Source organism: Micromonospora sagamiensis (assembly GCF_014680085.1).
GTDB lineage: Bacteria > Actinomycetota > Actinomycetes > Mycobacteriales > Micromonosporaceae > Micromonospora > Micromonospora inyonensis.
Genome location: NZ_AP023438.1, coordinates 2,655,439 through 2,679,027, shown reverse-complemented (window position 1 = coordinate 2,679,027; position 23,589 = coordinate 2,655,439). Strand labels below are relative to the sequence as shown.

Genomic DNA, 23,589 nt, shown 5'->3' with positions numbered 1-23,589 from the left:
TGTCAGCATCCACTGTGGACGTAGAACCCGCGACCGCGGCGACGCGTACGGGTTTCGTCCGTCGCCGGTCCCGGACATGGCGCGGCCCGGCCCCACCGTCAGGGACGCGTGGGGCCGGCCCGCGTGCGGGGTCAGGCCGCGCGGAGCGCGTTGCGGCGCATCCAGCCGATCCCGTCACTGGCGCAGCTGCACGACACCGAGACGTACCACTCCAGCTCGCTGGTGTTGTAGTGCTCCATGCAGTAGCCACCACCGACCCGGTCACCGGCGTTCTTGACCTTCAGTGGCTCGTACATCCGGGTCGGCTGCTCGTACACGCCCGCCGACGGCCAGGTCACCACCCACTCGCACGTGGCCGCGACGACCGGGGCCCCACTCGGCTGCCCGGCGGTCGTGTCGCCCGGAGCGGCACTGGCCGGGCTGGCGAGGGCCAGCAGGCCGGTCAGTGCCGAGGCGAGCCCGATGGCGGCGAGGTGCTTGCGCATCTGTCGTCCTTCCGTCGTCGATGACATCCGCTCCAGTCAATACCAGGAAAGCGAATCGCGACGCACGGAAATGTCATGACTTTGGCGCGGGCCGGGCCCGGGGACCGTTCCCGGCCCTGCGCCTGCCGGTCGTCAGACCGTGCCGACGAACTGGCTGACGTGGTACGCGGTGCTGCGCCCGTCCGGCGTCCGGGTCCACTTGGAGACCAGCAGGTGCAGGTCGTTGGCGTTGCGGCTGGACCACGGGTGGATGAAGCCGCCGTACAGCCCGGGTTCCTGCCAGCTGGTGACCTGGATCTTCTCGGCCGTCCACACCCGGTCCGGGCCGGAGGCGGTCCGGGTGACGATGCAGCCCGTGGCGCAGTTGAGGTACGCCATCACCCAGGTCCCGTCGGCCAGCCGGCGCACCGACGGCTCACCGAACCGGCCGGTGAGGATCGGGGTGCACGGCCGACCCCAGCCCCAGTTCGAGCCGTTCCAGCCCCACCCCTCGTACGACTCGGGGTAGAACAGCCGGTCCCACCGCACCCGGCGCAGCATCATCGGGCCGTCCTGCCGGCCGGACCGTACCGAGAAGACGTAGACCCAGTCGCCGTCGCGTTGCATGGTCCACATCTGGAACGGGTCCTTGTTGTCCGGGCTGTTCCACCACTTCAGCGGCGTACGGACGAAGTCGTTGCCGTTGTCGGAGTACGCCAGGCCCGCGTAGCGCGACTTCCAGTGCGGCCCGGCCGGCCCGGCGGAGTTCCAGTTCTCGATGCTCATGTACGAGATGAGCTGCCGGCCGGTCTCCGGGAAGCTGATGCCGTCGTTGGGGATGACGGTGACCTCCCACAGCCCGTCGATGCCGATGCCGTTGTGGCCGTTGTGCATCACCTCCGGGGCCCGGCCGTTGCCGGCCACCCGGGCCGCGCTGTCGAAGACGACGCCACCCGGCGCACCGGGGTGGACGTTGGAGCGCAGCATCACCGGCGAACGCCAGTCGTTCGGCAGCGGCGGGCCCTCCGGCCAGGGGGTGTTGAAGGTGTCGCCGAAGAGGTAGCCGATCGAGCCGTTCTCCAGCACGTACGGGATGCCCAGGTCGGTGCCGGCCACCTGCCAGCGGCTGTTGGTGTCCAGGTCCGCGCCGGTCAGCCGCTTCTTCCAGGTGGCGGCCTGGGCCGTCCCGGGCAGCGTCAGGGCGCTTCCGGCGACCCCGGCCGCGCCGACCGCGGCGATCCGGCCGAGCAGTGAGCGGCGGTTCATGCCCATGACTGGTCCTTTCCGACCCGCCACCGTCTCGTCGACCGACGGTCTTCCGGGTCCGGGAGTGTGGTCTCGCCAACCGTGTGCTCGTGCGAACGCCGACTGCGGACGAGTGTCGAACCAGAGTGTGACGAGTGTCAATACGTGTGCCGGGTCCACCGGGGTGGACGGAGGAATCCCGCGCCATGTGGGTTCGCCATATAGTTATGTCCGTCGATATCTGGTAGGAATCCTACAAGCCGGCTTGCTCACTCGCAGAATTCCGTCCCCTCGTGAACGGGAGAGCCATGTCCCCCACCCGACCCGGTCGGCGTCGCCGCCTGCTCACCCTGCTGGTCGCCACCGTCGCCGCCGTGACCACCGCCCTCGGCCTGGCCAGTCCGGCCTTCGCCATCAGCCACTCCAGCGCCACCTCGCAGCTGCGGGCCGCCGGGATCTCCTGGACGTCCAGCGGCGGGTGCAGCGACCGGTACAACCCGACCTGCACGTCCTTCGAGGGCATCCGTCAGGCGACCATCGACGGGATCATCACCTTCAAGCGGGTCAGCGGCTGTGCCATCACCATCACCGCCGGCACCGAGGTCGGCCACTCCGACGGCACCTACAGCCACTGGAACGGCTACAAGGTCGACATCGCCCTGAGCACCTGCATCCAGAACTACATCTCGTCGCACTTCGCCTACGTCGGGTACATCTCCGGCTTCGGCTACCAGTACCGGTCAGCGTCCGGAAACCTCTACACCAAGGAAGGCAGCCACTGGGACATCCTGTACTACACCTGCGGCTGCTGATCCGCCACACGTCGGCCGGCACCGGTCTACCGGTGCCGGCCCGCCGGTCGTCGCCCACCCCGGTCACCCGCGCGGGGGGCCGACCCGCGTCGGTCACCCCGCGCCGAAGCAGACGAAGGCGGCGGCGGTGGCGTGTGCCGCCCCCGTCCCGCCCTCGCCGCCCCCGAACGCCTGCTGGGCCCCGGCCAGCGCCACCGCCGGGCCGGCACCGGCCCGCATCCGCCGGTGCAGGTCGAGCATCAGCGCGGTGGTGAGGTCGGCGGGCACCGGTAGGACGGCTGCCACGAGGCTGCGGGTGCCGAGCGCCAGCAGCACCGCGGTGAAGCCCATCACCTCGTCACCCGGCCGGACACCGGCCCGACCGGAGTCGCACGCGGAGAGCACCACGCACCCGGGCGGGCTGGTCAGCCGCTCCAACTCGTACGCGGTCAACGGTCCGTCGGCCAGTTCGAGGGTGGAGAAGAGCGGGTTGTCCGCCCGGAACCGGCCGTGCGCGGCGATGTGCGCCAGCCCCGTGCCGTTCAGCGCGCCGGTCACCGCGTCGGCGGTGGCGGCGCTCCCGGTGAGCGGACGGGAACCGGGCAGCACCGCGCCGAGCTGGCGTACCTCGTCCTCGGCGGCGGGCAGCCGGGGCCCGGCCACCAGCACCGGCGGCCCGGCCGGACCGACCCGTCCGGCGGCCCGCAACCAGGCCGTCGCCGACGGCACCACGGTCACCGCACGGCCCGCGCAGGTCGGCAGCCCCGACCACGGTACGGCGTGCAGCGCGCCGACCGGCACGATCACCAGTGGACGGTCACCGAGCCGGCGACGTACCGGGCCGAAGAGCTGTCCGTCCAGCATGGCGGCGGTGTGCGCCACCCCGGCCCGGGCGTCCGCGCCGTCGCCGGTGGTGACCAGCCGGCGCAGCCCGAAGCGGTGCAGCCGGGCGACCCGTACCGCCTCGGCGAGCGGGCCCAGGTCGTGCAGGGTCGCCCGGCCGTCCCGGAGCAGCACCGCACGCAGCCGGTCCCCGTGCGTGACCAGTTCCAGCAGGACGGCGTCACCGAGTGCCGGGGCGAGCGCCCGTACGCCGGGCGGACGGAGCAGCTCGCCTCCGCCGTCCACGCCCCGGGCCAGTTCCCGGATGCGCTGTTCCAACCGGGCCTGGCTGCGCCGCAGCGCCTGCGCCGGATGGCCGGTGAGCAGGGCGTCCTCCAGCGCGGCGCTGACCATTCGCAGCTCGGTCAGGGCGGTGGCCAGGTCCGGGTCCTGGGGCGGGGAGACCGGCCGCATCCGCAGCGCGTTGGCCCGCCACCGTTCCGCCCAGGCCAGCACCTGGACCGGAGCGCCCCGCCGGACGGCGATGTCCAGCCCCTCGGCGGCCAGCTCGTGTCCGTACGTCCCGCTGTGCGCGCGCAGTTCCGTCGCGCCGAGCGACGTGCGGTGCCCGTCCAGCACCGCCAGGCCCCGGCGCAGCGCGCGGGCCGCGCCGGACTCGTCGCCGTCGAGCCGCCGGTGCAGGGCGAGGGCGTACCACCCCTGGGCCCGGCGCGGCGCGGTGCCCCGGCGGCGGGAGCCGGCCGCCACCGCCAACAGCCCGCCCGCCCGACCGGTAAGCCCCAGCGCGACGGCGAGCTGGGCGGCCTCGATCCGGGTGGTCAACGCCGGTCCGGGCCAGCCGGTCGCGTCGAGCTGGTCGGCGGTCCGCACCATCGCGGCGAGCAGGGCCGGTGACCGGACGCCCTGGGCGTACCCGGCCCGCAGCTCGACGTGCCGGGCGAAGGTGGCCCAGGTGCGGCGACCCTGCCGACGGAACCGGCTGCGGGCTGCCACCGCAGCGCCGGTGGCGGTCACCAGGTCCCCGGCGAGCAGCGCCGCGCGGGCCCGGGCCAGCAGCGCCTCGGCCAGGTCCGAGGCCATCCCCCGGCGGCGCAGCTCGGTCACGGCGGTGGCGGCCACCTCGACCGCCTCGTCGATCAGCGGTACGGACAGCAGCAGTTCGAACCGGTCCAGCAGCAGTGCCGGGCGGGGTACCGCGAGCCTGCGGTACTCGGCGTCGACCGTCGCGAAGCAGCGCAGCGCGCCGGCCACGTCGCCGCGCTGCCCGGTGGCGATGCCGCTGTTCCAGCGGGCGTCGGCGGCGGCCAGGTCCAGTCCGAGGCGACCGAACGCGGCGGCGGCACGGTGCAGGTCGTCGTCGCGACCCCGACCGGAGCCCCGGTGGGCGTTGAGCAGCCCCCGGTTGTTGCGGGCCCGCGCCTCCAGCAGCAGGTCGCCCTCGCGCTGGGCGATCTCCACGGCCACGCCGTAGTCCCGTACCGCCTCGTCGAACCGGCCCCGGTAGTGCAGCACGACGCCCCGCTGCATCCGGGCCCGTCCGGCGTCGGCCCCGGTGAGCAGGGGGAGGGCGAGGGTCACCGCGCGCAGAGCGGCGGTGGTCCGCCCGGCGTTGGCCAGCACGTAGCCGAGGCTCATCCGGGCCAGCGCGCGGAGGCGGGGGTCGTCGGTGGCCCGGACCGCGCGGCGCAGGTGGCGCAGCGCGCCGGGCAGGTCGTTGAGTTCCCGCAGGGCGAGACCGATGGCCCGCTCGGCGGTGGAGCGCTCACCGGCGTCCGCCGGGCCGGCGAGCACCCCCCGGGCGATCGTGATCGCCTCGTGCGGGTAACGCTGGACCGCGTCCAGGGCGGCCTGTGCCGCGCCGGCACCGGAAACGGCGCGGTCCGCCATGCGGAGAAGAATCCCCGAACGACGCGCTCCGGTCAATGACGAGGACCGGACAGATGGTGATCAACAATTGACAGAGGGCAATACTCTGAAATAATTGTGCGGCTCGGAGAGCGCTTCCGTGGCCACCCCGCCCGTCCCCGGCCACGCATCTTCCACCCGCCTGGAGGCCCGGTGTCGCCCGACCACCGAATCGTGCCGTGTCCGCCCGGTCGGGTCTCCCGTCGACGGTTGGTCGGCTGGACCGCGCTGGTCGCTGCGGCGGTGCCGCTCGGTGCGGTCGGCCGGTCGGGTCCGGGTCGGGCCGGAGACTCCCTCGACCAGGCGTACCAGCGGGCCTTCCTGGAGGACGTGGCCGCCGACCAGGCCGTTCGCCGGCACACGACCCCCGGCCGTGAGTTCCTCTACCGGCCCCGGCAGCTGCTGGTCGCCCCACCGGACCTCCTGCGGGTGCTGAGCCGGCTCCGTGGCTGGGGTCACCAGGTCACCGAGGGGGTCGCCTTCGGCGGGGTACGCCGGCTGCTCTTCGCGCAGGAGACCGATATCCCCGGCGTGGTGACGAAGCTGCGTGATCCCCGACAGTGGCCCGGACAGCCGGTTCCGCTGGTGCAGCCGCACCACGTGCTGCTCGGCTTCGGCAACATCATGGGCAATCCCGGCGGACCGCCCCGGGTCGCCGCCGCCCTGCCGGCCCCCGACCCGGCCCGGCTCGGCGAGGGTGCCGGGGTGACCGTGGGGATCTGCGACACGGGCATCTGGCGGCGGGCCGGCACCGTCCACCCGCAGTGGCTCGGCGGCAGCTACCTCCCGGAGACCGACGACGAGGACCCGCTCTACCTCGGCGGCTCCCAGCTCGCCCTCCAGGGCGGCCACGGCACCTTCGTCGCCGGGGTGGTCCGGCAGGCCGCCCCGGGCGTCCGGCTGGACCCGGAGGCCGCGCTCGCCCCGACCGGGATCGGGGACGAGGAGAGCCTGGTCGCCGCGATCCGCCGGCTCCGCCCGGAGGTGGCCGTCGTCAACCTGTCCCTCGGCTACTTCACCCAGGACGACCAGCCACCCCTGCCGGTGGCGGACACTCTCGCCGGACTGCCGGCGTCGGTGGCCGTGGTCGCCGCCGCCGGCAACGCCGGCGTACCCCGGAAATCCTGGCCGGCCGCGCTGGACCCGGTGGTGGCCGTGGCGGCGGCGAGCGCGGGCCCGACCGGCCCGGTGCCGGCCGACTACAGCGGTCACGGCCCCTGGGTGGACGCCTGCGCCCGGGGGGACCGGAGCAGCACCTACGTGGACGGGGAACTGCACCTGCCCGGCCAGCCGACCCTGGTGTTCCAGAGCTTCGCCTCCTGGGCCGGCACCTCCTTCGCCACCGCCCACGTCTCCGGGCGGATCGCCGCCCTGATGACGGCCACCGGGCTGGACGCGGCGGGTGCCGCCGCGCTCCTCCTCGCCGGCCCGACCTGGCAGCCCGACTACGGCGTGCTGGTCGGATGAGCGCCGCCGACCCGTCCGGACGCGGTCCGGCGTCGCCACGCGGGACCGCCGTCCTGGTCTCCGCCGCCGCCTCCGGGGACGAGTCGGCCTGGGCGGAACTGGTCCGCCGGTACGCACCCCTGGTGGCGACGGTGATCCGCAGCCACGGACTGGACCGGGCCGACTCCGCCGACGTGAACCAGACGGTCTGGCTGCGCCTGGTGGAACAGTTGGGCCGGCTGCGTGACGCGCACGCGTTGCCGGCCTGGTTGGTCACCACCACCCGGCGGGAGTGCCATCGGCTGCTGCGGCTCGGCCGGCGTACCCAACCCTTCGACCCGTACGACGACTCGGTCGACGGGCACGTCGGGGTGTTCCTGCTGGTCGACCCGACCACCCCCGACGAGGACCTGCTGCGGGCCGAGCGCCGGCAGGCGCTGCGGGACGCGTTCGCGCAGCTCCCGCCGCGCTGTCGGGACCTGCTCGCGCTGCTCGCCGGCGATCCGCCGGCCAGTTACCGGGAGGTCGGGGAGCGGCTCGGCATGCCGCTGGGCAGTGTCGGCCCGACGCAGGCCCGTTGTCTGGCGAGGCTGCGCGGCTGCCCGGCACTCGCCCCGTACGTCCGACTGGCCCCGGGCGGGGCGGAGGAGACCGGAGGTGAACGCGATGGAGCAGTGGCCGCCCGCCGGTGACGACGCGCTGCTGGTCGAGCTGGGCGCCGCCCTGCACGACCCGGGGCCGGTCTCCGAGGAGTTCCTGGTCGCCGCGCTGGCGGCCTTCAGTTGGCGTACGGCCGACGCCGAGCTGGCGCTGGCCGAGCTGACCTTCGACTCGGCCTGCGACCGGGAGCCGGCCGGCCTGACCCGCTCCACCGGCGCGGAACGGACGTTGACCTTCCGTAGCGGAACGGTGGCCGTCGAGCTGGAGGTGACCGCCACCGGTGTCGTCGGGCAGCTCTCCCCGGCCCGCCCCGGCCGCGTCAGCGCCCGGACCGCTGCCGGTGAGTACGAGGAAGCGCCGGTGGACGCGCTCGGTTTCTTCTCGATGGGGGTGCCCCCGGCGGGCCCGGTGCAGCTGCGCGCCAGCACCACCGGGTACGCCGTCCGGACCGCGTGGGTCAGCCTGCGCTGAGACCACCCGGACCCGCGACAGGGACGGCAGATGCCGCGCGGGCGGAACCCTCAGTCGTCGGTCTCGGCCACCGGCTCGCCGCCGACGCAACGCAGCTTCAGTTCGTGCTCACCGGACGGCCCGACGAAGCTCACCTCGACGTCGTCGTCCGGGCCCCGGTCGGCCTCGCCCACCCGGTAGTCCTGCGCCGGTGCCCAGGAGACCAGCCGTACCCCGTCCGGCCCGCACTCGGCCACCGCGCTGCCCCCGGTGGTCGCGAAGACCCGCTGTACGCCCGACCGCGCGGGCATGGTCGGCGGCGGCGTGCCGGGGGAGGCGGAAGCTGCCGACGGCACCGGCGCGGACCGGGGCGGCTCCGGCGCGGCCAGTGCCCGCTCGACCTCCTCCTGGCTGCGCACGCCGCCCGGGGTGCCGGTGATGCTCTCCCCGACCAGGCGGATCGCGGCCACCCCGACCAGGGTGAGCAGCACGGCGGTGACCAACCAGCCGGCGACGGCGAGGAGCGGACGGCGCATGCCCCGACTATCCCCGATCGAAGGTTGGCGGAAGCACCGGACGACGATAAGGGAGGGTTAACGACCGGGCCGGCGCCGGTAGGAGGGGATTAGCCTGCCAGGTGTGCCCCGCCTGCTGCTGATCGAGGACGATCTGACCATCCGGACCCCGCTGGTCCGGGCACTGCGGGACCGGGGGCACGCGGTGGCGGCCGCGTCGACGGCGATGGACGGGCTGCGCGACGCGCTGGAGAACCGGCCCGACCTGGTCGTGCTCGACCTCGGCCTGCCCGACCTCGACGGCCGGGAACTGCTGCGGATGCTGCGCGCGGTCAGCCCGGTGCCGGTGATCGTGGCCACCGCCCGCGACGACGAGACCGAGATCGTCCGGGTCCTCGACGCGGGCGCGGACGACTACGTGGTGAAGCCGTTCACCGCCGCCCAGCTCGACGCTCGGGTCCGGGCGGTGCTGCGGCGCGGCGGCTCGGCCGCTGGGGCGGACGACCCGACGCTGGTCGTGGGCGGACTGCGGGTCGACCCGCGTGCCCGCCAGGTGACCCTGGACGGCCAGCCGGTCGAGCTGACCCCGCGCGAGTTCGACCTGCTGCACCATCTGGCCGCCCGCCCCGGCGAGGTGGTCACCAAGCGCGAGCTGATGACCGAGGTCTGGCAGATCCCGTACGGCGGTGCGGACAAGACCGTCGACGTGCACCTGTCGTGGCTGCGCCGGAAGCTGGGGGAGAACGCCCAGCAGCCCCGCTACCTGCACACCGTCAGAGGGGTCGGGGTACGGCTGGCACCGCCGGAGGAGGCCGGGTGAGGGCGCGCCTGGCCCTGCTGGCCGCCGCGGTCAGCGTACTCACCCTGGTCGCCTTCCTGGTGCCGCTCGCGCTGCTGGTCCGAACCGTCGCCGAGGACCGGGCCACCGTCCGGGCGACCGCCGACGCACAGAGCCTGGTGCCGGTGGTGGGCGCCGCCGATCCGGCGACGATCCGGCTGACCGTCGAGCGGCTCGCCGTCGAGTCCGGCCGGCCGGTCAGCGTCTTCCTGCCCGACGGCACGGTGCTCGGCACGCCCGCACCCCGTACCCCGGCGGTGGCCCTGGCGGCGCGCGGCCAGAGCCTCACCGCGGAGTCGGCGGACGGACGCGAGGTGGTGATCGCGGTGCAGGGCCGGCCGGACGGCACCGGCGTGATCCGGACGGTGGTGCCGGGCGCGGAGCTGACCGCCGGGGTGGGCCGTGCCTGGCTGGTGCTGGCCCTGCTCGGCGGGTTGCTGGTGGTGATCAGTCTGGTGGTGGCCGACCGGCTGGCCCACACCCTGGTCCGACCGATCAGCGAACTCTCCGCCGTGTCGCACCGGCTCGCCAACGCCGATCTGGACGCCCGGGTGACCCCCGCCGGTCCGACCGAGCTGCGCGAGGTGGCCGGCGCCCTCAACCACCTGGCCGGCCGCATCCAGGAGCTGCTGGGCCAGGAACGCGAGCAGGTGGCCGACCTGTCGCACCGGCTCCGGACCCCGCTGACCGCGTTGCGACTGGAGGCCGAGTCGCTGGGCGACCCGCAGGACGCGGCCCGGATCACCAGCGCCGTCGACGGGCTGGAGCGGGCGGTGACCGGCCTGATCCGCCAGGCCCGGCGGCAGCGGCCGGCGGTCGGCCCGGTGGGGTGCGACGCGGCGGCGGTGGTCGCCGACCGGGTGCAGTTCTGGTCGGTGCTGGCCGAGGACACCGGGCGGACGGTCCACCGCGAGCTGGCGTCCGGGCCGTTGCCGGTCGCGGTGCCCGCCGAGGACCTGGCCGCGGCGGTCGACGCGCTGCTCGGCAACGTGTTCGCGCACACCCCGGACGGCACCCCGTTCACCGTGCGGCTCGCCGTCACGGGCAACGTGGCGGCCGGGGCGCGCGGAGCGCCCGCCGGGTCGCGTGGGGAGACCGCCGGGGCGCGCGGAGCGGCCGGCGGGTCGCGTGGGGAGGTGCTGCTCAGCGTGGCCGACGAGGGCCCGGGTATGCCGCCGGACACGGTCCGGCGGGGTGCCAGCACGGCCGGATCGACCGGGCTCGGGCTGGACATCGCCCGCCGGGCGGCGGAGGCCGGCGGCGGACGGCTGGAGCTGCGGACCGGTCCGGCGGGTGGCGCCGAGGTGGTGCTCCGGCTCGCACCACCGGCGGCCACGGCCTCGTGAGCACCGGACCGGCGGGCCGGAGCAGGTCTTAACCGGGCCTTAGCATCGGTGCAGCGCGCCGCTATCCCGCTCCGGCCGATCCTCGTAGGCAGAACCCGAGGAAAGGTACGTCGAGATGAAGCGCAAGTCCCTGATCATGGCATCCGTCGGTGGTGCGGCGGTGCTGGCGGTGACCGGAGCGGCGATCGGTACCACTGCCGCCGCCGAGGAGCGGACCGGTCGTACCACCCTGACCGCCGCGACCACCGCCCCGACGTCCCCTGCCGGCCCGACGTCCCCCGCCACCCCGGGCGGCGGCACCGCCACCCCCACGTCCCCGTCGGCGACCAGCGTCCCCGCCTCGCCGTCCGGCACGACGTCCCCGGCCACCGGCGACGCGGTGGACCGGAAGCGTGCCGAGGAGATCGCGTTGGCCAGGGCCGGCGGCGGCCGGGTGGTCGAGGTCGAGGCCGAGGAGGAGCACGGCCGCAAGGTGTGGAGCGTGGAGGTCGTCAACGGCTCGACCGAGCACGAGATCGACGTGGACCGGGCCGACGGCAGCGTGGTCAAGGCCGAGCAGGAGCCGGTCGACGACGACGGTGCGGACGACGACGGGGACGACACCGACGACGACCAGGACGACCAGGACGACGATGACGACGATGACGACGACCGGGACGACGACTGACCCTGGTCCGACCAGCTCGGATCCGGCGGTGACGCCTCCCTGCCGGGCCTCCGCCGGTTTCCGCGCCGACCGGCATCGGCCCCGCTCCTTGAGAGGAGGAGCGGGGCCGACGCGCGTGCACGGTCTCCGGGACCGGCCGGGTGGAGCGAGGGCTGGGCCTCAGCCCTCCAGGAGCCGGTCGGTCGCGTTGAGCAGGGCGTCCGGGTCCTCCTCGTAGAGGTCGTGGTACGGCCACTCGGTCTCGGTGAGTCCCACCGGGCCGGGCGCGACCACCAGCCAGCCCCGCTTCCACTCGCCGCCGCTCTCGGTCGTCCGTCGCTGCGAGGTGAAGATGTGCACCCGCAGCCCGTTCTCGGTCAGCCCGAGCCAGTTGGCGAGCCGCTCACGGAAAAGGTCGCCGGGATAGTCGTTCATGGCGAGGTTGACCTCGACCACGCCACCGGACTCCAGCTTCCGGGGCACGTTGCGGAAGAACGTCTCCAGGATCGGCTCACCGGCTTCGAGCAGGTCGACGAACTCGCTGCCCTCCTCGTTCGTCGGCGAGTTGAAGACGACCCGGGAGAACCGCCCCTCGGCCGGCTCGAACATGTCGCCCTCGCGGAAGGTGACGTTCGTCAGGCCGTTGAGGGCGGCGTTGAGGCGGGACAGCGCCACCGCGCGCGGGTTGACGTCCACCCCGAGGACCGACTCGTACCGGTCGGCGAGCACCAGGGAGAGCACCCCGGAGCCGCACCCCATGTCCAGGGCACGCGCGCCGCCACGCCGGAGCATCAGCCGGATCAGCAGGTCCGCCTCCCAGAGCGGGTCGACGTACCACCGGTGCTGCACCTCCTCCTCGACGTCCGGGTCGCTGAGCACCACCACGCCGTGCATCTGGTGGCCGCGCAGCGGCGAGGAGAAGGTGGTGCCGTCGTCGACGGCCATGCCGCTGTCGAGCAGCGCCCGCCGGCCCTCCACGCCGATCTCCCCGGTCAGCGCGTCCGGGTCGACCGGGGTGCCGGAGAGCAGGTCGGCGAGGGGGGTCGGCTCGGCTCGGCCGACCACCTTCCGCAGGGCGTCGCCGAGCTGTCGAAGTGCCGCCGCGTCGACGCGCTCCGGCTGGATGGTCGAGCCTCCGACGATCATGCGCTACTCCCGAGAGTTGGTTCCAGGCCGGGGATCAGGGCGGACGCCGGCCAGAAGACCTCCTGGCGCAACGGTCCCTCCCAGGCCATGAAGTGGGGATGGTCCACGGAGAGACCGGCCAGTTGCGAGGCGTGACAGCGAAGCATAGCGATCTTCAACCGCATGGTGGGGTCGTCCAGACGGGTGATCCGTGGGCTGGCCACGTCCACCAGGTGAGCCAGGGCGGCGAGGTGCGGTTCCCACCGGTCGGCGGGGGGTCGCTCCCGGTCCGGGGCGTCCCAGCCGGAACCGAAGGCGTACGGGCAGTCGGCGTAGAAGACCAGGTGGCAGCCGGTTCCGGCGGCTGCGGTCAGCACCGCGTCCCGGGTGCCGACGTGGTCCGGGTGGCTGCCGATGCCGACCGGGGCCCAGACCCGTACGTCGGGCCGGAGCAGGGGGGCCAGCGCCGCCACCACCGCATCGAACGGGAAGTCGGTCCGGTACGGCGCGTCCGGCACGGGAAGGTGGGTCACCCGGTTCCCGGCGAGGGCCGCGGCGGCCCGGTCCTCGGCGGCGCGCCCCTCGGCGGCGGCCGGGCCCGACTCGAAACCGCACAGGCGGTCCCACTCGTCGTCACCCTCGGTCGGTATTCCACCGCACACCGTGACCAGATGAACGGACCGCCCCTCCCGGAGCACCGACGCGACCGAAAGGGCGCCATCGTCGAAATGTGGCGAAACGACGACGTCCGTTATCGCCGGGTGATCCTGGTCAGGCATTCGACGCCCTTTCGAGCGATTACTGCGGAAGCACGACGGGATCTGTTTCGGACAATTGCGGTTACGGTTTCGCCGAGAATGTTCGGATGTCCCGACGAAGTTCGATCTTAAGTAGGCCCCGATAGGGTGTCAAGTATTCCATTGGTGACATTGGGTAGTCGTAATGCGTCGGCCGGCGGTGTCGCCGATTTCGTGTCCGTACCGTCCGGTGTCGATTACCCGCCGTGGCGCGACGCGCGGAAATGCTCGGTCGGCCCGGAGCGCCCCACGTGGTCGGCGGGCCGACCGTCGGCAACGGGTGGCTCCTATACAGTTGGCTCGACGACACGGGGGGCGACGGGTGGCAGAGGCGGACGGAACGCGACGGTCGGGTGCTGCCGACTCCGGCACGCTCTACCTGGTGCCCACCCCGATCGGCCACCCCGGCGACATCACCCTGCGGGCGATCGAGGTCCTGGGCCGGGTCGGCGTCGTCGCCTCGGAGGACACCCGGCACACCCGCCGCCTGCTCCAGTCTCTGGAGATCGACACTCGCCTGCTGAGCTACCACGACCACAACGAGGAGTCCCGCAGTCAGCAGTTGCTCGGGCTGCTCCGGGAGGGCACGGACGTCGCCCTGGTCTCCGACGCGGGGACGCCGCTGGTCAACGATCCGGGCTACCGGTTGGTGGCGGCGGCGGTCGAGGCGGACGTACCGGTCCGTCCGCTGCCCGGCGCGACCGCCTCGGTGACCGCGCTGATCGGTTCCGGTCTGCCGAACCACCAGTTCCACTACGTCGGGTTCCTGCCCCGGCGCGAGGCGGCGCGGCGGGCGGCGCTGACCGCCCTCCGGGCGAGCGTGGCGACCCTGGTCTTCTTCGAGGCTCCGCACCGGATCGTGGCGATGCTGGAGGACGTCCGGGCGGTGCTCGGCGACCGTCCGGCGGCGCTGGCCCGCAACCTGACCAAGGAGGACGAGGAGTTCGTCCGTGGCCCGCTCTCCGAGCTGATCGCCGTGCTCGCCGCAGAGCAGGTGGTCCGGGGGCAGTTCACCGTGGTCGTCGCCGGTGCCGGCGAGGAGCCCGCGGACGAGGACCGGGCACTGGCCCACCGGCTCACCGAGACGCTGGTGCGCCACGGGGCCGACTCCCGGCTCGTCCGGGAGGTGGTCCAGGAGGTGACCGGACTGCCCCGCAACTGGGTGTACGAGCAGGTGCGCCTGGCGGCGCAGCGGTCGGGGACAGGCGCGTCCGCCGGTGTCGACGACGCGGACGCCAGGGCCCGGACCAGCGGACAACCTGACCACCCACCACTGCGGTAACGTGTCGACTGCGTATCGTCACATCGGGTCGACGCAATCTGGTGCAATGCCGGCGGGGTCGGGAATACGCGAAGTGTCCGACGCGCCCACGTGACCTGACCGGGCAGATCGCCAATTCCGGTCCGACTCGGTCGCCTTCAGTCGCCCATGTGGACGGTCTCCGATCCCGCTGTTAAAGTCGTAGGTCGGTGTTGCCTCGAATGTTGGGTGGCGATGCGATAGACCGGCAGCGATGCGACCGGCCAGCGGCGAGCAAGCTGGCCGTTGACGTGCACGCGGCCGGGGTCGGCCACGTCAATCGCACCTACCGCACCAGACCGTGCGTAGATCCGCGACTGATGGTTCAGGCCTCCGTGAATGCACCCGATCTGGGGCTGATCAGCGGCAACCCGCTTGACAGTTTAACTAGCATTGATCTAGCCGAATGGCGGCCATTCTCGCCACGTTCGGCGGTCGACTGCTTGGTACTTATCCGTCACCTCAAGAGTCGAGGAAAGGTCATGAAGAATCTGCGATTAGCTTCCCTGGTCGAACGTCTGTCGCGCGGGAGCGCGCCGACCGCGCTCGACCCGACGGAGCGGTCCCGCGCGCCGCGTGGCACGAAGACCGAGATCGACTGGACCGGGATCCACAATCCCGACTTCGTCGCACTCGGGCTGGGCGGGACCAGCATGATGGCGATGCTGTGGTCGGTGGCCAACGGCCGTCGCTGCGTCGGCGTCGAACTGCGCGGTGACCCCTCGCTCGGTGTCCACTGGAACATCCGCGAGGACTTCTGGCACCACCTCGGTCTGATCGACCAGCTCATGCTCGAGCGGTACGGCGAGGAGGGCATCCCCCGCAAGGGCGACGGCCGGCTCTTCAAGCTCCGGGAGACCTTCTACAGCGCCGTCACCGAGCCGGGCGACGTGTACGCCGACGAGATCATCGCCGGTGTGGAGGAGTCGCACGTCTCGGGTCTGATCCACCACACCGAGTTCATCGACGACCGGTGGTCGGACGGCACGCCGAAGCGGGTGCTCACCATCCTCCAGCCGGCGAAGCCGCCGGCGGAGCACGACCCCGAGAAGGTCGGCCGGGACATGGTCACGGTCCTCGACGGCCCGTCCACGTTCCAGGCCGGTGCCTCCGAGGTGCTGATCATGCTGCGCCGCTACCTCGAGCTGATCGAGGAGATGGACATCGCCGCCGGCGTGACGCCGCGGGTCCGTCTCTTCCTGTCGCACCGGGTCGCCGTCGGCGACGAGGGTGACGGCGACGGCTTCCTCAAGTGGATGCGGCAGGAGGACGGCTTCGTCAGCCTCCCCGACGGGCGCAAGCGCCTGATCATCGAGGAGGTCCAGGAGCTCGACTACCGGGGCCGGTACCGCCGGATCCGTAAGCCGGGCACCCCGCTGATCGACCTCGGCGTCCCCGAGCTGTTCATGATCGCGCAGGGCTTCGACAGCAGCGACGCGGACCGCCTCGGCTTCCGGCAGGAGGACGTCGCGGTCGACCACCACGACGGCCGTGGTGCGGTCGTGGCGCAGGCCGACTACCTCGCCGGCTACCTGGAGCTGCACGTCGGTGCCCGGCTGCGTCGCCGCATCGCCTCCGAGTTCGACCGGGAGGGGAACGAGTACTGGGTCCGGCAGATCGCGGTGGGCCACGAGGACGACCCCGAGGTGGGGTGGATCCTGGTCCAGGTGCCGGACTTCAAGACCTTCGACCCGATCCTGGCCGGGCTGGTCCCGCCGGGCACGCCGAAGCGGGCCAAGGAGTACCTCAACGCGTACCAGCAGCTGCTGCGCGAGTTCTACCTGGAGCAGGTCTCGCTGATCACCGAGATCCCCGTGGCCGACCTGGAGAAGGTGCAGGCGCCGTACGGTCCGAAGCTGTTCAGCCTGATCGAGCGGATCGGCGCGGACGCGCTGGTCGCCGCGAACGGTGTGGTGGCCGGGGACTCCTTCGGCAACGGCCACTTCATGACCAGCGGCGGTGCGATCACCGGCATGGTGGGCCACAGCTCCCGGGTGCTCCGGTACTGGCAGGCCCGCGACGCGGGGGTCAGCCAGCCGGAGGCGATCCGTGAGCTGGCCGACCAGATCAAGGTGGACACCCTCGGCTGGCTCCAGGTCAGCGCGCAGGAGTTCAGCCAGGCCGTGCCGATCAACTTCGGTGAGGAGCGGATCCGGGAGATCGAGAAGCAGACCGGACGTACGTCCGGCGAGCGAGCGAACACGATCGACGCCACCCGGCGGCACCGGCACTCGCTCGTGCCGCTGGACCCGTCGGACTGGCGACGGCTCTCGGTGCGCAGTGGCCGGCTGCACAGCAGCGAGCTACCGCCGCTCATGACGACCCACCCGGCCGAGCGGCAGATGATGGCCGACGACGCCGGCTCGATGGGTGGCGACATGCGGGAGACCGTCGCTGTCGGGGCCGGTTCGGCATCGTGACCAAGCTCAGCCAACCCCGGGGCGACTCCTACGGCGGCGGCGGAGAGACGGTCGTCCTGCGCGACACCGCGCGCCCGTTGCGGAACCTGCGGGAGCGTCAGCTCGCGCTGGTCGTGCTCTGCGTGGGCGTCCTGATCTCCGTCGTCGACGGCTCCGCCGTCTACGTCGCCCTACCGTCCATCCAGGAAGGCCTGGGGTTCTCCCAGGCCGACCTGGCCTGGGTGGTGAACGCCTACCTCATCCCGTTCGGCGGGCTGCTGCTCTTCGCCGGCCGGCTCGGCGACCTGATCGGCACCAAGCGCGTCTTCCTCAGCGGGCTCGGTCTGTTCACGGCCGCCTCGATCGTCTGCGGCCTGGCGACCGACCAGGCGGTACTGGTCGGGGCCCGGTTCGTGCAGGGTGTGGGTGGAGCGTTCACCACCGCGGTCGTACTCAGCATGATCGTGACCATGTTCCCGAAGCCTCGGGAGCAGGCCCGGGCGCTCGGCTTCTACGCCTTCGTGGCGGCGTCCGGGGCCGCGCTCGGCCAGCTTGCCGGCGCGGCGCTGACCGCGTCGCTCAGCTGGCACTGGATCTTCTTCGTCAACGTGCCGATCGGGCTGGTCACCATCGTGGCGGCCACCCGGCTGCTGGACAACGTCCGGGACGCCTCGGCCGGTGCGGGCATCGACTGGATCGGGGCACTGGCCCTGGTCGGTTCGCTGATGCTGACGGTCTACGCCATCGTGCAGGCCGACGCCGGCGGTACCCGGGTGGCGCTGCTCGGTGGTCTGGCGCTGCTGCTGATGGCCGGCTTCGTCCTCTGGCAGCGGCGGGCGCGTAACCCGCTGGTGCCGGGTGAGGTGCTCCGGTCCCGGAACGTCGCCTGGTCGAACGTCGTCCTGGCGCTGATGGTCGCCGGCCCGACCGCGATGTTCTTCCTCTGCGCGCTCTACCTGCAGAACGTCCTCGGCTTCACGGTGATGGAGCTGGGCTTCGCGTTCGTGCCGGCCGCTGCCGCCATCGGGGTCGGCTCGCTGAAGGTCGCTCCCCGGCTGGCCCGGAAGCGTGACGCCAAGACCCTGCTCCTGCCCGCGATGGGGCTGATGGCGATCGGCCTGCTGTTGCTCGCCCGGATCCCGGCCGACGGCAGCTACTGGGTCGACGTGCTGCCGGCCGTCCTGCTGATCGGCACCGGCTCCGGCCTCGCGACGCCTCCGGTGCTGCGGATCGCCCTGGCCGAGGCCACGCTGAAGGACAGCGGCATCCGGTCCGGCCTGCTCAACACCACCCAGCAGCTCGGCTCGGCGATCGGACTGGCGGTGCTGGCCCCGGTGGCGGCGAACGTCACCGAGTCCGCGGTCGCCCGGGGCGAGACGACGGCGGTCGCCCTGACCGACGGCTTCCAGATGGCGTTCCTCGTCGGTTTCGGCACCATGGTGGCCGCCATGCTGCTCGCCATCTTCGCGGTGGAGAGCGAGGTGCCCAAGACCGCGCCCGACCTGCTGGACGAGACGTCCTCGACGGCACCGAACCGGCAGGTCGACCCGACCGGCGCGGCCGACCCGGACTTCCTCGCGGTGGGCCTCGGCGGCACCAACAGGATCTACTGATCATGCTCCGCCGGTACCTGGAGGAGATCGAGCGGATGGATCTCGCCGCCGGTCGGGAGCCGCGGTGCCGGCTCTTCACGTACCACCGGGTGGCGGAGCCCAGCCGGCCGACCGGCTGGCAGCGCTGGCTGCGTCGGGAGGCGGCGCAGGAGTACGGTCTCGTCCGGGGCGCGGACGGCCGCCTGCGGGTCCGGATCGAGGCGATCCGGGAGCTCGACGAGAAGGGCACCTACCGGCGTATCCGGGCCCGGGGCACCGAGCTCCTCGACCTGGGCACCCCCGGGCTGATCATGGTCGCGGAGGGGGTGGAGAGCACCGACGCCAAGCGGCTCGGGTTCACCCAGGAACGTGTGACGATCGACCATCAGGACGGTCGTGGCCCGATCCTGGCGCAGGCCGACTACATCGTCGGACTGATCGCCGTCAACGTTGCGGCGAACTCCCGCCAGCGCATCGCCTCCGCCTTCGACAAGCAGGGCAACGAGTACTGGGTCCGGCAGATGACGCTCGGGCACGACGGGTTCAGTGAGACCGGCTGGACGATCCTGGAGGTGCCGGACTACCGGACCTTCGACCCGATCCAGGCCGGCATGGTGCCGGCGGGCACCCGGCGGGACTCCGTCGAGTACTTCGGCGCGCACCGGTACCTGATCCGGGACTACTTCCTCGACCAGGTGTCCCTGCTCACCGAGATCCCGCGCCGGGAACTGGTCCGTACCCTCAGCCTCGCCACCCCGAAGCTGGTCAGCAACGTGGAACGGATCGGGCGCGACGCGCTGGTGGCGTCGAACTGCGTGATCGCCGGCGACTCCTTCGGCAACGGCAGCTTCCTGCTCAGCCGGGGCTCCACGACCGGCATGATCGGGCACGCCGCCCGGGTCTACCGGTACTGGCAGGCCCGGGACGAGGGGACCGGCCACGAGACGGCCGTCCGCCAGCTCGCCGACGGCATCCGGGAGGACACCGCCGCCTGACTGCGCGCCAGCGAGCCGGACTTCGCCCAACCGGGGCACGCCAAGGCGGGCAGCGATCCGCAGACCGGGGAGCAGCTCGACCCGGTGGCCCGGGAGAAGGTCCTGGAGGAGACCCGGCAGCACCGTCGGTCGATCGTCAAGACCAGCAACCGGTTGGACGACTTCGGTCGGCTGAACGTGTTCCCGGGACGTCTCCAGATCGTCGGCCTGCACCCGTTGCAGCCGACGCCGCCCGAGCTGCGCACGGAGCAGATGGACGAGCCGATGATGATGGCGGACGCGTCGACGGCCCGGATGACGGGTCAGGACGCCCCGATGACGACGGCCGAGGGGGAGACCCCGATGGCCGGTCAGGGGGACCGGGTCGGCGAGTCCCGGATGTGACAGCAGGCACGAGGGGCCGGATCACCACGGTGGTCCGGCCCCTCGGCGTACGGACGGCGGCGGGCCGTCGTGGGTCAGTCGCCCCGGTACACGCAACCGGAGGTGCACGTCTCGCGTACCGACACCGCCGACAGCGGCAGCCGGTCGGCCAGGCGGTTCCAGATCCAGCGGGCCAGCACCTCGCTGGTCGGGTTCGAAAGCCCCGGCACCTCGTTGAGGTAGTGGTGGTCGAGCTGGTCCCGTACCGGTTCGAACGCCGCCTTGAGGTCGCCGAAGTCCATCACCCAGCCGGCCTGCGGGTCGACGTCACCGCTGACGTGCACGGCCACCCGGTACGAGTGACCGTGCAGGCGGGCGCACTTGTGCCCCTCGGGCACGTTCGGCAGCCGGTGCGCGGCTTCGAAGGTGAACTCCCGGAAGATCTCCATCAGGCGATTCCAATGTACTTGTGGGTCTGCAGGCTGAACCGCCACTGCGGGTGCTCCAGGCAGTACCGCACCGTGGCCTCGGTGTTGGCGACCCGGTCCGGGCCGTCCATGGGCTGGAGCATGAAGTGCGTGAAGTCGAGGTGCTCGAACCGGGCCGGCTCCGCCCCCGGTTGCGGGTAGACGAGCTTCAGGTCGTCGCCCCGGGTGAGCACCAGGTCCGTGCCGGCCTTGGGGCTGACGCAGACCCAGTCGATGCCCGCCGGCGCAGGTCGGGTGCCGTTGGTCTCCACCGCGACCTCGAAGCCGGCGTCGTGCAGGGCCGCCACGGCCGCCTCGTCGAGTTGCAGCAGCGGCTCGCCGCCGGTGCACACCACGTACGGGCGGCTGCGTGGGTGGGCCTGGCCCCGCCAGGCGGCGGCGACAGCGGCGGCCAGTTCGGTGGCGGTGGCGAAGCGTCCCCCGCCGGGGCCGTCGGTGCCGACGAAGTCGGTGTCGCAGAACTGGCAGATCGCCCGGTGCCGGTCCTCCTCCCGCCCGGTCCAGAGGTTGCAGCTGGTGAAGCGGCAGAAGACCGCCGGCCGGCCGGCGTGGGTGCCCTCACCCTGGAGGGTGTAGAAGATCTCCTTGATCCGGTACACGCCGCCTCACCCGGTGGTGGACAGGGCGGGGTCGGTCAGCCCGAGTTCGGCGAACCCGCGCCCGCGCAGCAGGCAGGAGTCGCAGGTGCCGCAGGCCCGGCCGTCGACCGGGTCGTAGCAGCTGTGCGTCCACGCGTAGTCGACGCCCAGTTCCAGGCCCCGGCGGATGGTCTCGGCCTTGGTGAGCTGGATCAGCGGGGTGTGGATCCGCAGCCGCTGCCGCCCCTCGACGCCGGCCTTGGTGGCCAGGTTGGCCATCGTCTCGTACGCGGCGACGTACTCCGGGCGGCAGTCCGGGTAGCCGCTGTAGTCCAGCGCGCTCACCCCGATGAAGATGTCCGAGGCGTCCAGGGTCTCCGCCCACGCCAGGGCGAACGAAAGAAAGATCGTGTTGCGGGCCGGCACGTACGTGACCGGGATCTCGTCGCCCAGCTCGTCGGCGCTGGCGTGGTGCGGGACGGCGAGCGTGTCGTCGGTCAGCGCCGAGCCACCGAAGACCCGCAGGTCGATGTCGGCGACCACGTGCCGGGTCGCGCCGAGCGCCTTGGCCACCCGGGCGGCGGCCTCCAGCTCGATGGTGTGCCGCTGGCCGTAGCGGAAGCTGAGCGCGTGCGCGTCGTATCCCTCGTGCACCGCCATGGCGAGCACCGTGGCGGAGTCGAGCCCACCGCTGAGCAGCACCACGGCCTTGCGCTTCCCGGTCGGCACGCGCCACACCACCCTTCCACCTCGTCGACGGGCACGGACGTACCCGGCGGTAAGCCTACTCAGCGTTCAGGCGTACACCCGGCTCAGGGCGTGGTCCTGCGGCACGCGACACACCGGCGGCGGGGCATCCCCGTCGCCGGTGTGTCGCGGCCGTCGGTCAGGACGTGCCGGAGGTGACCTCCTGCTCGGCCGGCCTGGGTCGGGCGGCCGAACCGGACGGCGCGGTGACCGGCGGGATGCTGAACAGGTTCCCCGGCACCCGCGGCAGCCCCCGGGGCAGCAGCGGCACCGCCATGGCCGTGGTGATGAGGGCCATCAGCACCATCATGGTGAACATCTCGCCGTCCAGGACGCCGAGGGAGACGCCGATGTTGAGGATCACCAGCTCGGTCAGGCCCCGGGTGTTCATGAGCAGCCCGACGGAGTAGGAGTCCCGCCAGCTCATGCCGGAGAGCCTGGCGGGTACGGACGCGCCGAGCAGCTTTCCGACGCAGGCGGCGGCCATGATGACGGCCAGTTCGCCAAGGCCGGTCCAGCCGAGTGCGCTGATGTCGACGTTGAGCCCGGTGACGATGAAGAAGATCGGCAACAGCAGGCGGATACCGCTCTCCAGCGGGATGTGCAGGGCCTGGGCGAGCAGCGCCTGGGGCTGGCGGGGCATCACCAGTCCGAAGGCGAACGCGCCGAAGATCGCGTGCACCCCGATCCAGGAGGTGGCGTAGGCGGAGAGGAAAGCCCCGGCGGCGATCAACGGCACCAGGTAGGGCGACGCCTGGCCACCCCGGGTGAGCCGGCTGACGAGTCGGTGCAGCAGCGGCCGGACCACGAGGACCATGACCACCACGTAGAGCAGGAACAGCCCCAGGACGGTGACCAGGGTGGCGACACCGCCGCTGGCCGTGAAGCCGACGACCATGACCGCGAGCAGGATCCAGGCCATCACGTCCTCCAGCGCGGCGGAGGCCAGGGTCAGGGCCCCGATCCGGGTACCCGCCAGGCCGGTGTCGTGGAGGATCCGGGCCAGCACCGGGAAGGCGGTGATCGACATCGCGATACCCAGGAAGGCGGCGAAGTACCAGAAGGGGACGTGCTTGCCGTCGACCACGTCGTGCCGCTGGTAGAGGAGGGCGGCGGTGCCGAGGCCCAGCGCGAGAGGCAGCACGAACGCCCAGAACGAGACCGACGCGATCGCCCCGGACCCGCGCTTGATCAGGCCGCCGTTGAACTCCCAGCCCACCATGAACATGAAGAGCAGCAGTCCCACCTGGGAAATCATCGAGAGGTGGGGGCGAAGTTCGACGGGGAACAGCAGGCCGGTGATGTCCCAGGGAAGCAGGCCGAGGATGCTGGGCCCGAGCACGATACCGGCGGTGATCTCGCCGATGACCGGCGGTTGTTTCAGCCGGCGGAGCAGCATCACGAGCAGTGAGCCGACGATCAGCACGATGGCGATGTCGGCGACGACGATGGCGACCCTGAGGTCGGAGTGCACGGAGTTCATCTGGATCCTTGAGCTGGTCAGCACGGACGCCGGTCGTGGTGGTGGGCTCCGGACACAGACCATCGCCGCATCTGCCGGGAGAACGCGGAGAGCGGTCCGGGAGACGGTTCGTCGTCCCGCCGGGGGCACACGAGCACGGGCGTCGTGAAGCAGTGAAGGGTTCGCTCAGGTGTCGACGTCCCGGTGGTGGTTCTCCGGTCACCGGTCGCGACGACTCACCCGGTCGGTACCGGGCCCCGCTCCCGCCCCTGGGCATGGACCATCACCAGATGACCGAAAGGTGGTGCGGAGATGGACGGGCCGGAAATGCGACGCGACGGCGGCAGTGGAGAACGGCGTTTTCGAGACGCGGCACGACGACAGTTCTCGTGATGTCTACCGCCACACCCCCAAACGTGTCCGACGACCGCGGGCGCGACCTCGACACAGCCAAGCCCCGATGCTGGAGGACGTCACCGGGGAACCGGCCGTCAAATCTCCCAGAGGTTGGAGGATCCTTTCGGGACGATAGTCGGCTATGGATGCTCTGTCAAGATGGAAATTCCAGAGCGGAACTGTTGAGCCCTGATCAAC

At 72.3% G+C, this 23,589-nt stretch carries 22 protein-coding genes; 12 read left to right on the top strand and 10 right to left on the bottom strand.

The features are described from left to right. Nucleotides 1-131: 131 nt before the first annotated feature. Together IGA62_RS11565 and IGA62_RS11560 are read right to left on the bottom strand one after the other, a co-directional pair. A complete protein-coding gene (locus IGA62_RS11565; RefSeq protein WP_145815067.1) occupies nucleotides 132-485 on the bottom strand; it encodes a glycosyltransferase in 354 nt (117 codons plus the stop codon). Between the two features lie 132 nt (nucleotides 486-617). After that, nucleotides 618-1,736 (bottom strand): DUF4185 domain-containing protein, encoded by a 1,119-nt coding sequence (locus tag IGA62_RS11560; protein ID WP_145815068.1) that lies wholly within the window; start codon nucleotides 1,734-1,736, stop codon nucleotides 618-620. Between the two features lie 281 nt (nucleotides 1,737-2,017). Between IGA62_RS11560 and IGA62_RS11555 the strand changes: the two genes are divergently transcribed. Then, entirely contained in the window at nucleotides 2,018-2,521 is a 504-nt protein-coding gene (locus IGA62_RS11555) for a hypothetical protein (protein WP_145815069.1), read from the top strand. Between the two features lie 93 nt (nucleotides 2,522-2,614). On the opposite strand, the gene IGA62_RS11550 is transcribed toward IGA62_RS11555, so the two are convergent. After that, nucleotides 2,615-5,230: a CHAT domain-containing protein gene (locus IGA62_RS11550; RefSeq protein ID WP_145815070.1), complete on the bottom strand. Its 2,616-nt coding sequence runs from the start codon at nucleotides 5,228-5,230 to the stop codon at nucleotides 2,615-2,617. Between the two features lie 228 nt (nucleotides 5,231-5,458). Between IGA62_RS11550 and IGA62_RS11545 the strand changes: the two genes are divergently transcribed. Genes IGA62_RS11545 through IGA62_RS11535 form a run of 3 tightly spaced genes read left to right on the top strand, consistent with a single transcriptional unit; the run spans nucleotide 5,459 to nucleotide 7,825 of the window. Continuing rightward, on the top strand, nucleotides 5,459-6,715 hold the full coding sequence (locus tag IGA62_RS11545) for a S8/S53 family peptidase (RefSeq protein WP_232624963.1): 1,257 nt from the start codon (nucleotides 5,459-5,461) through the stop codon (nucleotides 6,713-6,715). Further along, nucleotides 6,712-7,386, top strand: a complete 675-nt coding sequence (locus tag IGA62_RS11540; RefSeq protein WP_145815071.1) for an RNA polymerase sigma factor — start codon at nucleotides 6,712-6,714, stop codon at nucleotides 7,384-7,386. The genes IGA62_RS11545 and IGA62_RS11540 overlap by 4 nt, the downstream gene beginning before the upstream one ends. Further along, nucleotides 7,361-7,825, top strand: a complete 465-nt coding sequence (locus IGA62_RS11535) for a hypothetical protein (protein ID WP_145815072.1) — start codon at nucleotides 7,361-7,363, stop codon at nucleotides 7,823-7,825. The genes IGA62_RS11540 and IGA62_RS11535 overlap by 26 nt, the downstream gene beginning before the upstream one ends. A 50-nt stretch (nucleotides 7,826-7,875) precedes the next feature. On the opposite strand, the gene IGA62_RS11530 is transcribed toward IGA62_RS11535, so the two are convergent. Then, complete coding sequence (locus IGA62_RS11530; protein ID WP_145815073.1) at nucleotides 7,876-8,340, bottom strand: septum formation initiator; 465 nt, start codon at nucleotides 8,338-8,340, stop codon at nucleotides 7,876-7,878. Between the two features lie 103 nt (nucleotides 8,341-8,443). Here IGA62_RS11530 and IGA62_RS11525 point away from each other — a divergent pair, with 103 nt between their 5' ends. The 3 genes from IGA62_RS11525 to IGA62_RS11515 all read left to right on the top strand — a co-directional run bounded on the left by IGA62_RS11525 (nucleotide 8,444) and on the right by IGA62_RS11515 (nucleotide 11,170). Then, nucleotides 8,444-9,139, top strand: coding sequence for a response regulator transcription factor (locus IGA62_RS11525; RefSeq protein WP_091453487.1), 696 nt, complete (start codon nucleotides 8,444-8,446; stop codon nucleotides 9,137-9,139). After that, nucleotides 9,136-10,503 carry a sensor histidine kinase gene (locus IGA62_RS11520; protein ID WP_145815074.1) on the top strand — a complete coding sequence of 456 codons (1,368 nt, stop codon included), beginning with the start codon at nucleotides 9,136-9,138 and terminating at the stop codon, nucleotides 10,501-10,503. Before IGA62_RS11525 ends, IGA62_RS11520 begins: the two co-directional genes overlap by 4 nt. A 115-nt stretch (nucleotides 10,504-10,618) precedes the next feature. Continuing rightward, entirely contained in the window at nucleotides 10,619-11,170 is a 552-nt protein-coding gene (locus IGA62_RS11515) for a PepSY domain-containing protein (protein WP_145815075.1), read from the top strand. Between the two features lie 159 nt (nucleotides 11,171-11,329). Here the strand turns inward: IGA62_RS11515 and IGA62_RS11510 are convergent, their stop codons facing one another. Together IGA62_RS11510 and IGA62_RS11505 are read right to left on the bottom strand one after the other, a co-directional pair. Further along, nucleotides 11,330-12,295 (bottom strand): methyltransferase, encoded by a 966-nt coding sequence (locus tag IGA62_RS11510; RefSeq protein ID WP_145815076.1) that lies wholly within the window; start codon nucleotides 12,293-12,295, stop codon nucleotides 11,330-11,332. Further along, nucleotides 12,292-13,053, bottom strand: a complete 762-nt coding sequence (locus tag IGA62_RS11505; RefSeq protein ID WP_145815077.1) for a PIG-L deacetylase family protein — start codon at nucleotides 13,051-13,053, stop codon at nucleotides 12,292-12,294. The genes IGA62_RS11510 and IGA62_RS11505 overlap by 4 nt, the downstream gene beginning before the upstream one ends. A gap of 340 nt (nucleotides 13,054-13,393) precedes the next feature. On the opposite strand from IGA62_RS11505, the gene rsmI reads away from it, so the two are divergent. The 5 genes from rsmI to IGA62_RS11480 all read left to right on the top strand — a co-directional run bounded on the left by rsmI (nucleotide 13,394) and on the right by IGA62_RS11480 (nucleotide 19,741). Then, nucleotides 13,394-14,353 carry a 16S rRNA (cytidine(1402)-2'-O)-methyltransferase gene (gene rsmI / locus IGA62_RS11500; RefSeq protein ID WP_186499679.1) on the top strand — a complete coding sequence of 320 codons (960 nt, stop codon included), beginning with the start codon at nucleotides 13,394-13,396 and terminating at the stop codon, nucleotides 14,351-14,353. A gap of 500 nt (nucleotides 14,354-14,853) precedes the next feature. After that, the gene (locus tag IGA62_RS11495) at nucleotides 14,854-16,791 is read left to right on the top strand and encodes an FHA domain-containing protein (protein WP_145815079.1); all 1,938 of its coding nucleotides are present in this window, start codon (nucleotides 14,854-14,856) and stop codon (nucleotides 16,789-16,791) included. Beyond that, the gene (locus tag IGA62_RS11490) at nucleotides 16,788-18,383 is read left to right on the top strand and encodes an MFS transporter (RefSeq protein ID WP_232624962.1); all 1,596 of its coding nucleotides are present in this window, start codon (nucleotides 16,788-16,790) and stop codon (nucleotides 18,381-18,383) included. Before IGA62_RS11495 ends, IGA62_RS11490 begins: the two co-directional genes overlap by 4 nt. 2 nt (nucleotides 18,384-18,385) lie before the next feature. Beyond that, a complete protein-coding gene (locus IGA62_RS11485) occupies nucleotides 18,386-19,357 on the top strand; it encodes a hypothetical protein (RefSeq protein WP_145815080.1) in 972 nt (323 codons plus the stop codon). Between the two features lie 84 nt (nucleotides 19,358-19,441). After that, nucleotides 19,442-19,741 (top strand): hypothetical protein, encoded by a 300-nt coding sequence (locus IGA62_RS11480; protein ID WP_145815081.1) that lies wholly within the window; start codon nucleotides 19,442-19,444, stop codon nucleotides 19,739-19,741. Nucleotides 19,742-19,815: 74 nt separating this feature from the next. Here IGA62_RS11480 and queD read toward each other — a convergent pair whose 3' ends face one another. The 4 genes from queD to IGA62_RS11460 form a co-directional block, all read right to left on the bottom strand. Beyond that, nucleotides 19,816-20,169, bottom strand: a complete 354-nt coding sequence (queD, locus tag IGA62_RS11475; protein WP_145815082.1) for a 6-carboxytetrahydropterin synthase QueD — start codon at nucleotides 20,167-20,169, stop codon at nucleotides 19,816-19,818. Then, nucleotides 20,169-20,807, bottom strand: a complete 639-nt coding sequence (gene queE / locus IGA62_RS11470) for a 7-carboxy-7-deazaguanine synthase (protein WP_145815083.1) — start codon at nucleotides 20,805-20,807, stop codon at nucleotides 20,169-20,171. The genes queD and queE overlap by 1 nt, the downstream gene beginning before the upstream one ends. Before the next feature lie 6 nt (nucleotides 20,808-20,813). Continuing rightward, nucleotides 20,814-21,527, bottom strand: coding sequence for a 7-cyano-7-deazaguanine synthase QueC (queC, locus tag IGA62_RS11465; protein ID WP_232624961.1), 714 nt, complete (start codon nucleotides 21,525-21,527; stop codon nucleotides 20,814-20,816). 145 nt (nucleotides 21,528-21,672) lie between these two features. Then, nucleotides 21,673-23,016: a cation:proton antiporter domain-containing protein gene (locus tag IGA62_RS11460; RefSeq protein ID WP_145815084.1), complete on the bottom strand. Its 1,344-nt coding sequence runs from the start codon at nucleotides 23,014-23,016 to the stop codon at nucleotides 21,673-21,675. Between the last annotated feature and the right edge of the window lie 573 nt (nucleotides 23,017-23,589).

Excerpts from the sequence above, each read along its gene's own strand:
- IGA62_RS11565 (WP_145815067.1), bottom strand. The coding sequence starts at position 485 with ATGCGCAAGCACCTCGCCGCCATCGGGCTCGCCTCGGCACTGACCGGC.
- IGA62_RS11560 (WP_145815068.1), bottom strand. The coding sequence starts at position 1,736 with ATGGGCATGAACCGCCGCTCACTGCTCGGCCGGATCGCCGCGGTCGGC.
- IGA62_RS11555 (WP_145815069.1), top strand. The coding sequence starts at position 2,018 with ATGTCCCCCACCCGACCCGGTCGGCGTCGCCGCCTGCTCACCCTGCTG.
- IGA62_RS11550 (WP_145815070.1), bottom strand. The coding sequence starts at position 5,230 with ATGGCGGACCGCGCCGTTTCCGGTGCCGGCGCGGCACAGGCCGCCCTG.
- IGA62_RS11540 (WP_145815071.1), top strand. The coding sequence starts at position 6,712 with ATGAGCGCCGCCGACCCGTCCGGACGCGGTCCGGCGTCGCCACGCGGG.
- IGA62_RS11535 (WP_145815072.1), top strand. The coding sequence starts at position 7,361 with ATGGAGCAGTGGCCGCCCGCCGGTGACGACGCGCTGCTGGTCGAGCTG.
- IGA62_RS11530 (WP_145815073.1), bottom strand. The coding sequence starts at position 8,340 with ATGCGCCGTCCGCTCCTCGCCGTCGCCGGCTGGTTGGTCACCGCCGTG.
- IGA62_RS11515 (WP_145815075.1), top strand. The coding sequence starts at position 10,619 with ATGAAGCGCAAGTCCCTGATCATGGCATCCGTCGGTGGTGCGGCGGTG.
- IGA62_RS11510 (WP_145815076.1), bottom strand. The coding sequence starts at position 12,295 with ATGATCGTCGGAGGCTCGACCATCCAGCCGGAGCGCGTCGACGCGGCG.
- IGA62_RS11505 (WP_145815077.1), bottom strand. The coding sequence starts at position 13,053 with ATGCCTGACCAGGATCACCCGGCGATAACGGACGTCGTCGTTTCGCCA.
- IGA62_RS11495 (WP_145815079.1), top strand. The coding sequence starts at position 14,854 with ATGAAGAATCTGCGATTAGCTTCCCTGGTCGAACGTCTGTCGCGCGGG.
- IGA62_RS11485 (WP_145815080.1), top strand. The coding sequence starts at position 18,386 with ATGCTCCGCCGGTACCTGGAGGAGATCGAGCGGATGGATCTCGCCGCC.
- queD (WP_145815082.1), bottom strand. The coding sequence starts at position 20,169 with ATGGAGATCTTCCGGGAGTTCACCTTCGAAGCCGCGCACCGGCTGCCG.
- IGA62_RS11460 (WP_145815084.1), bottom strand. The coding sequence starts at position 23,016 with ATGAACTCCGTGCACTCCGACCTCAGGGTCGCCATCGTCGTCGCCGAC.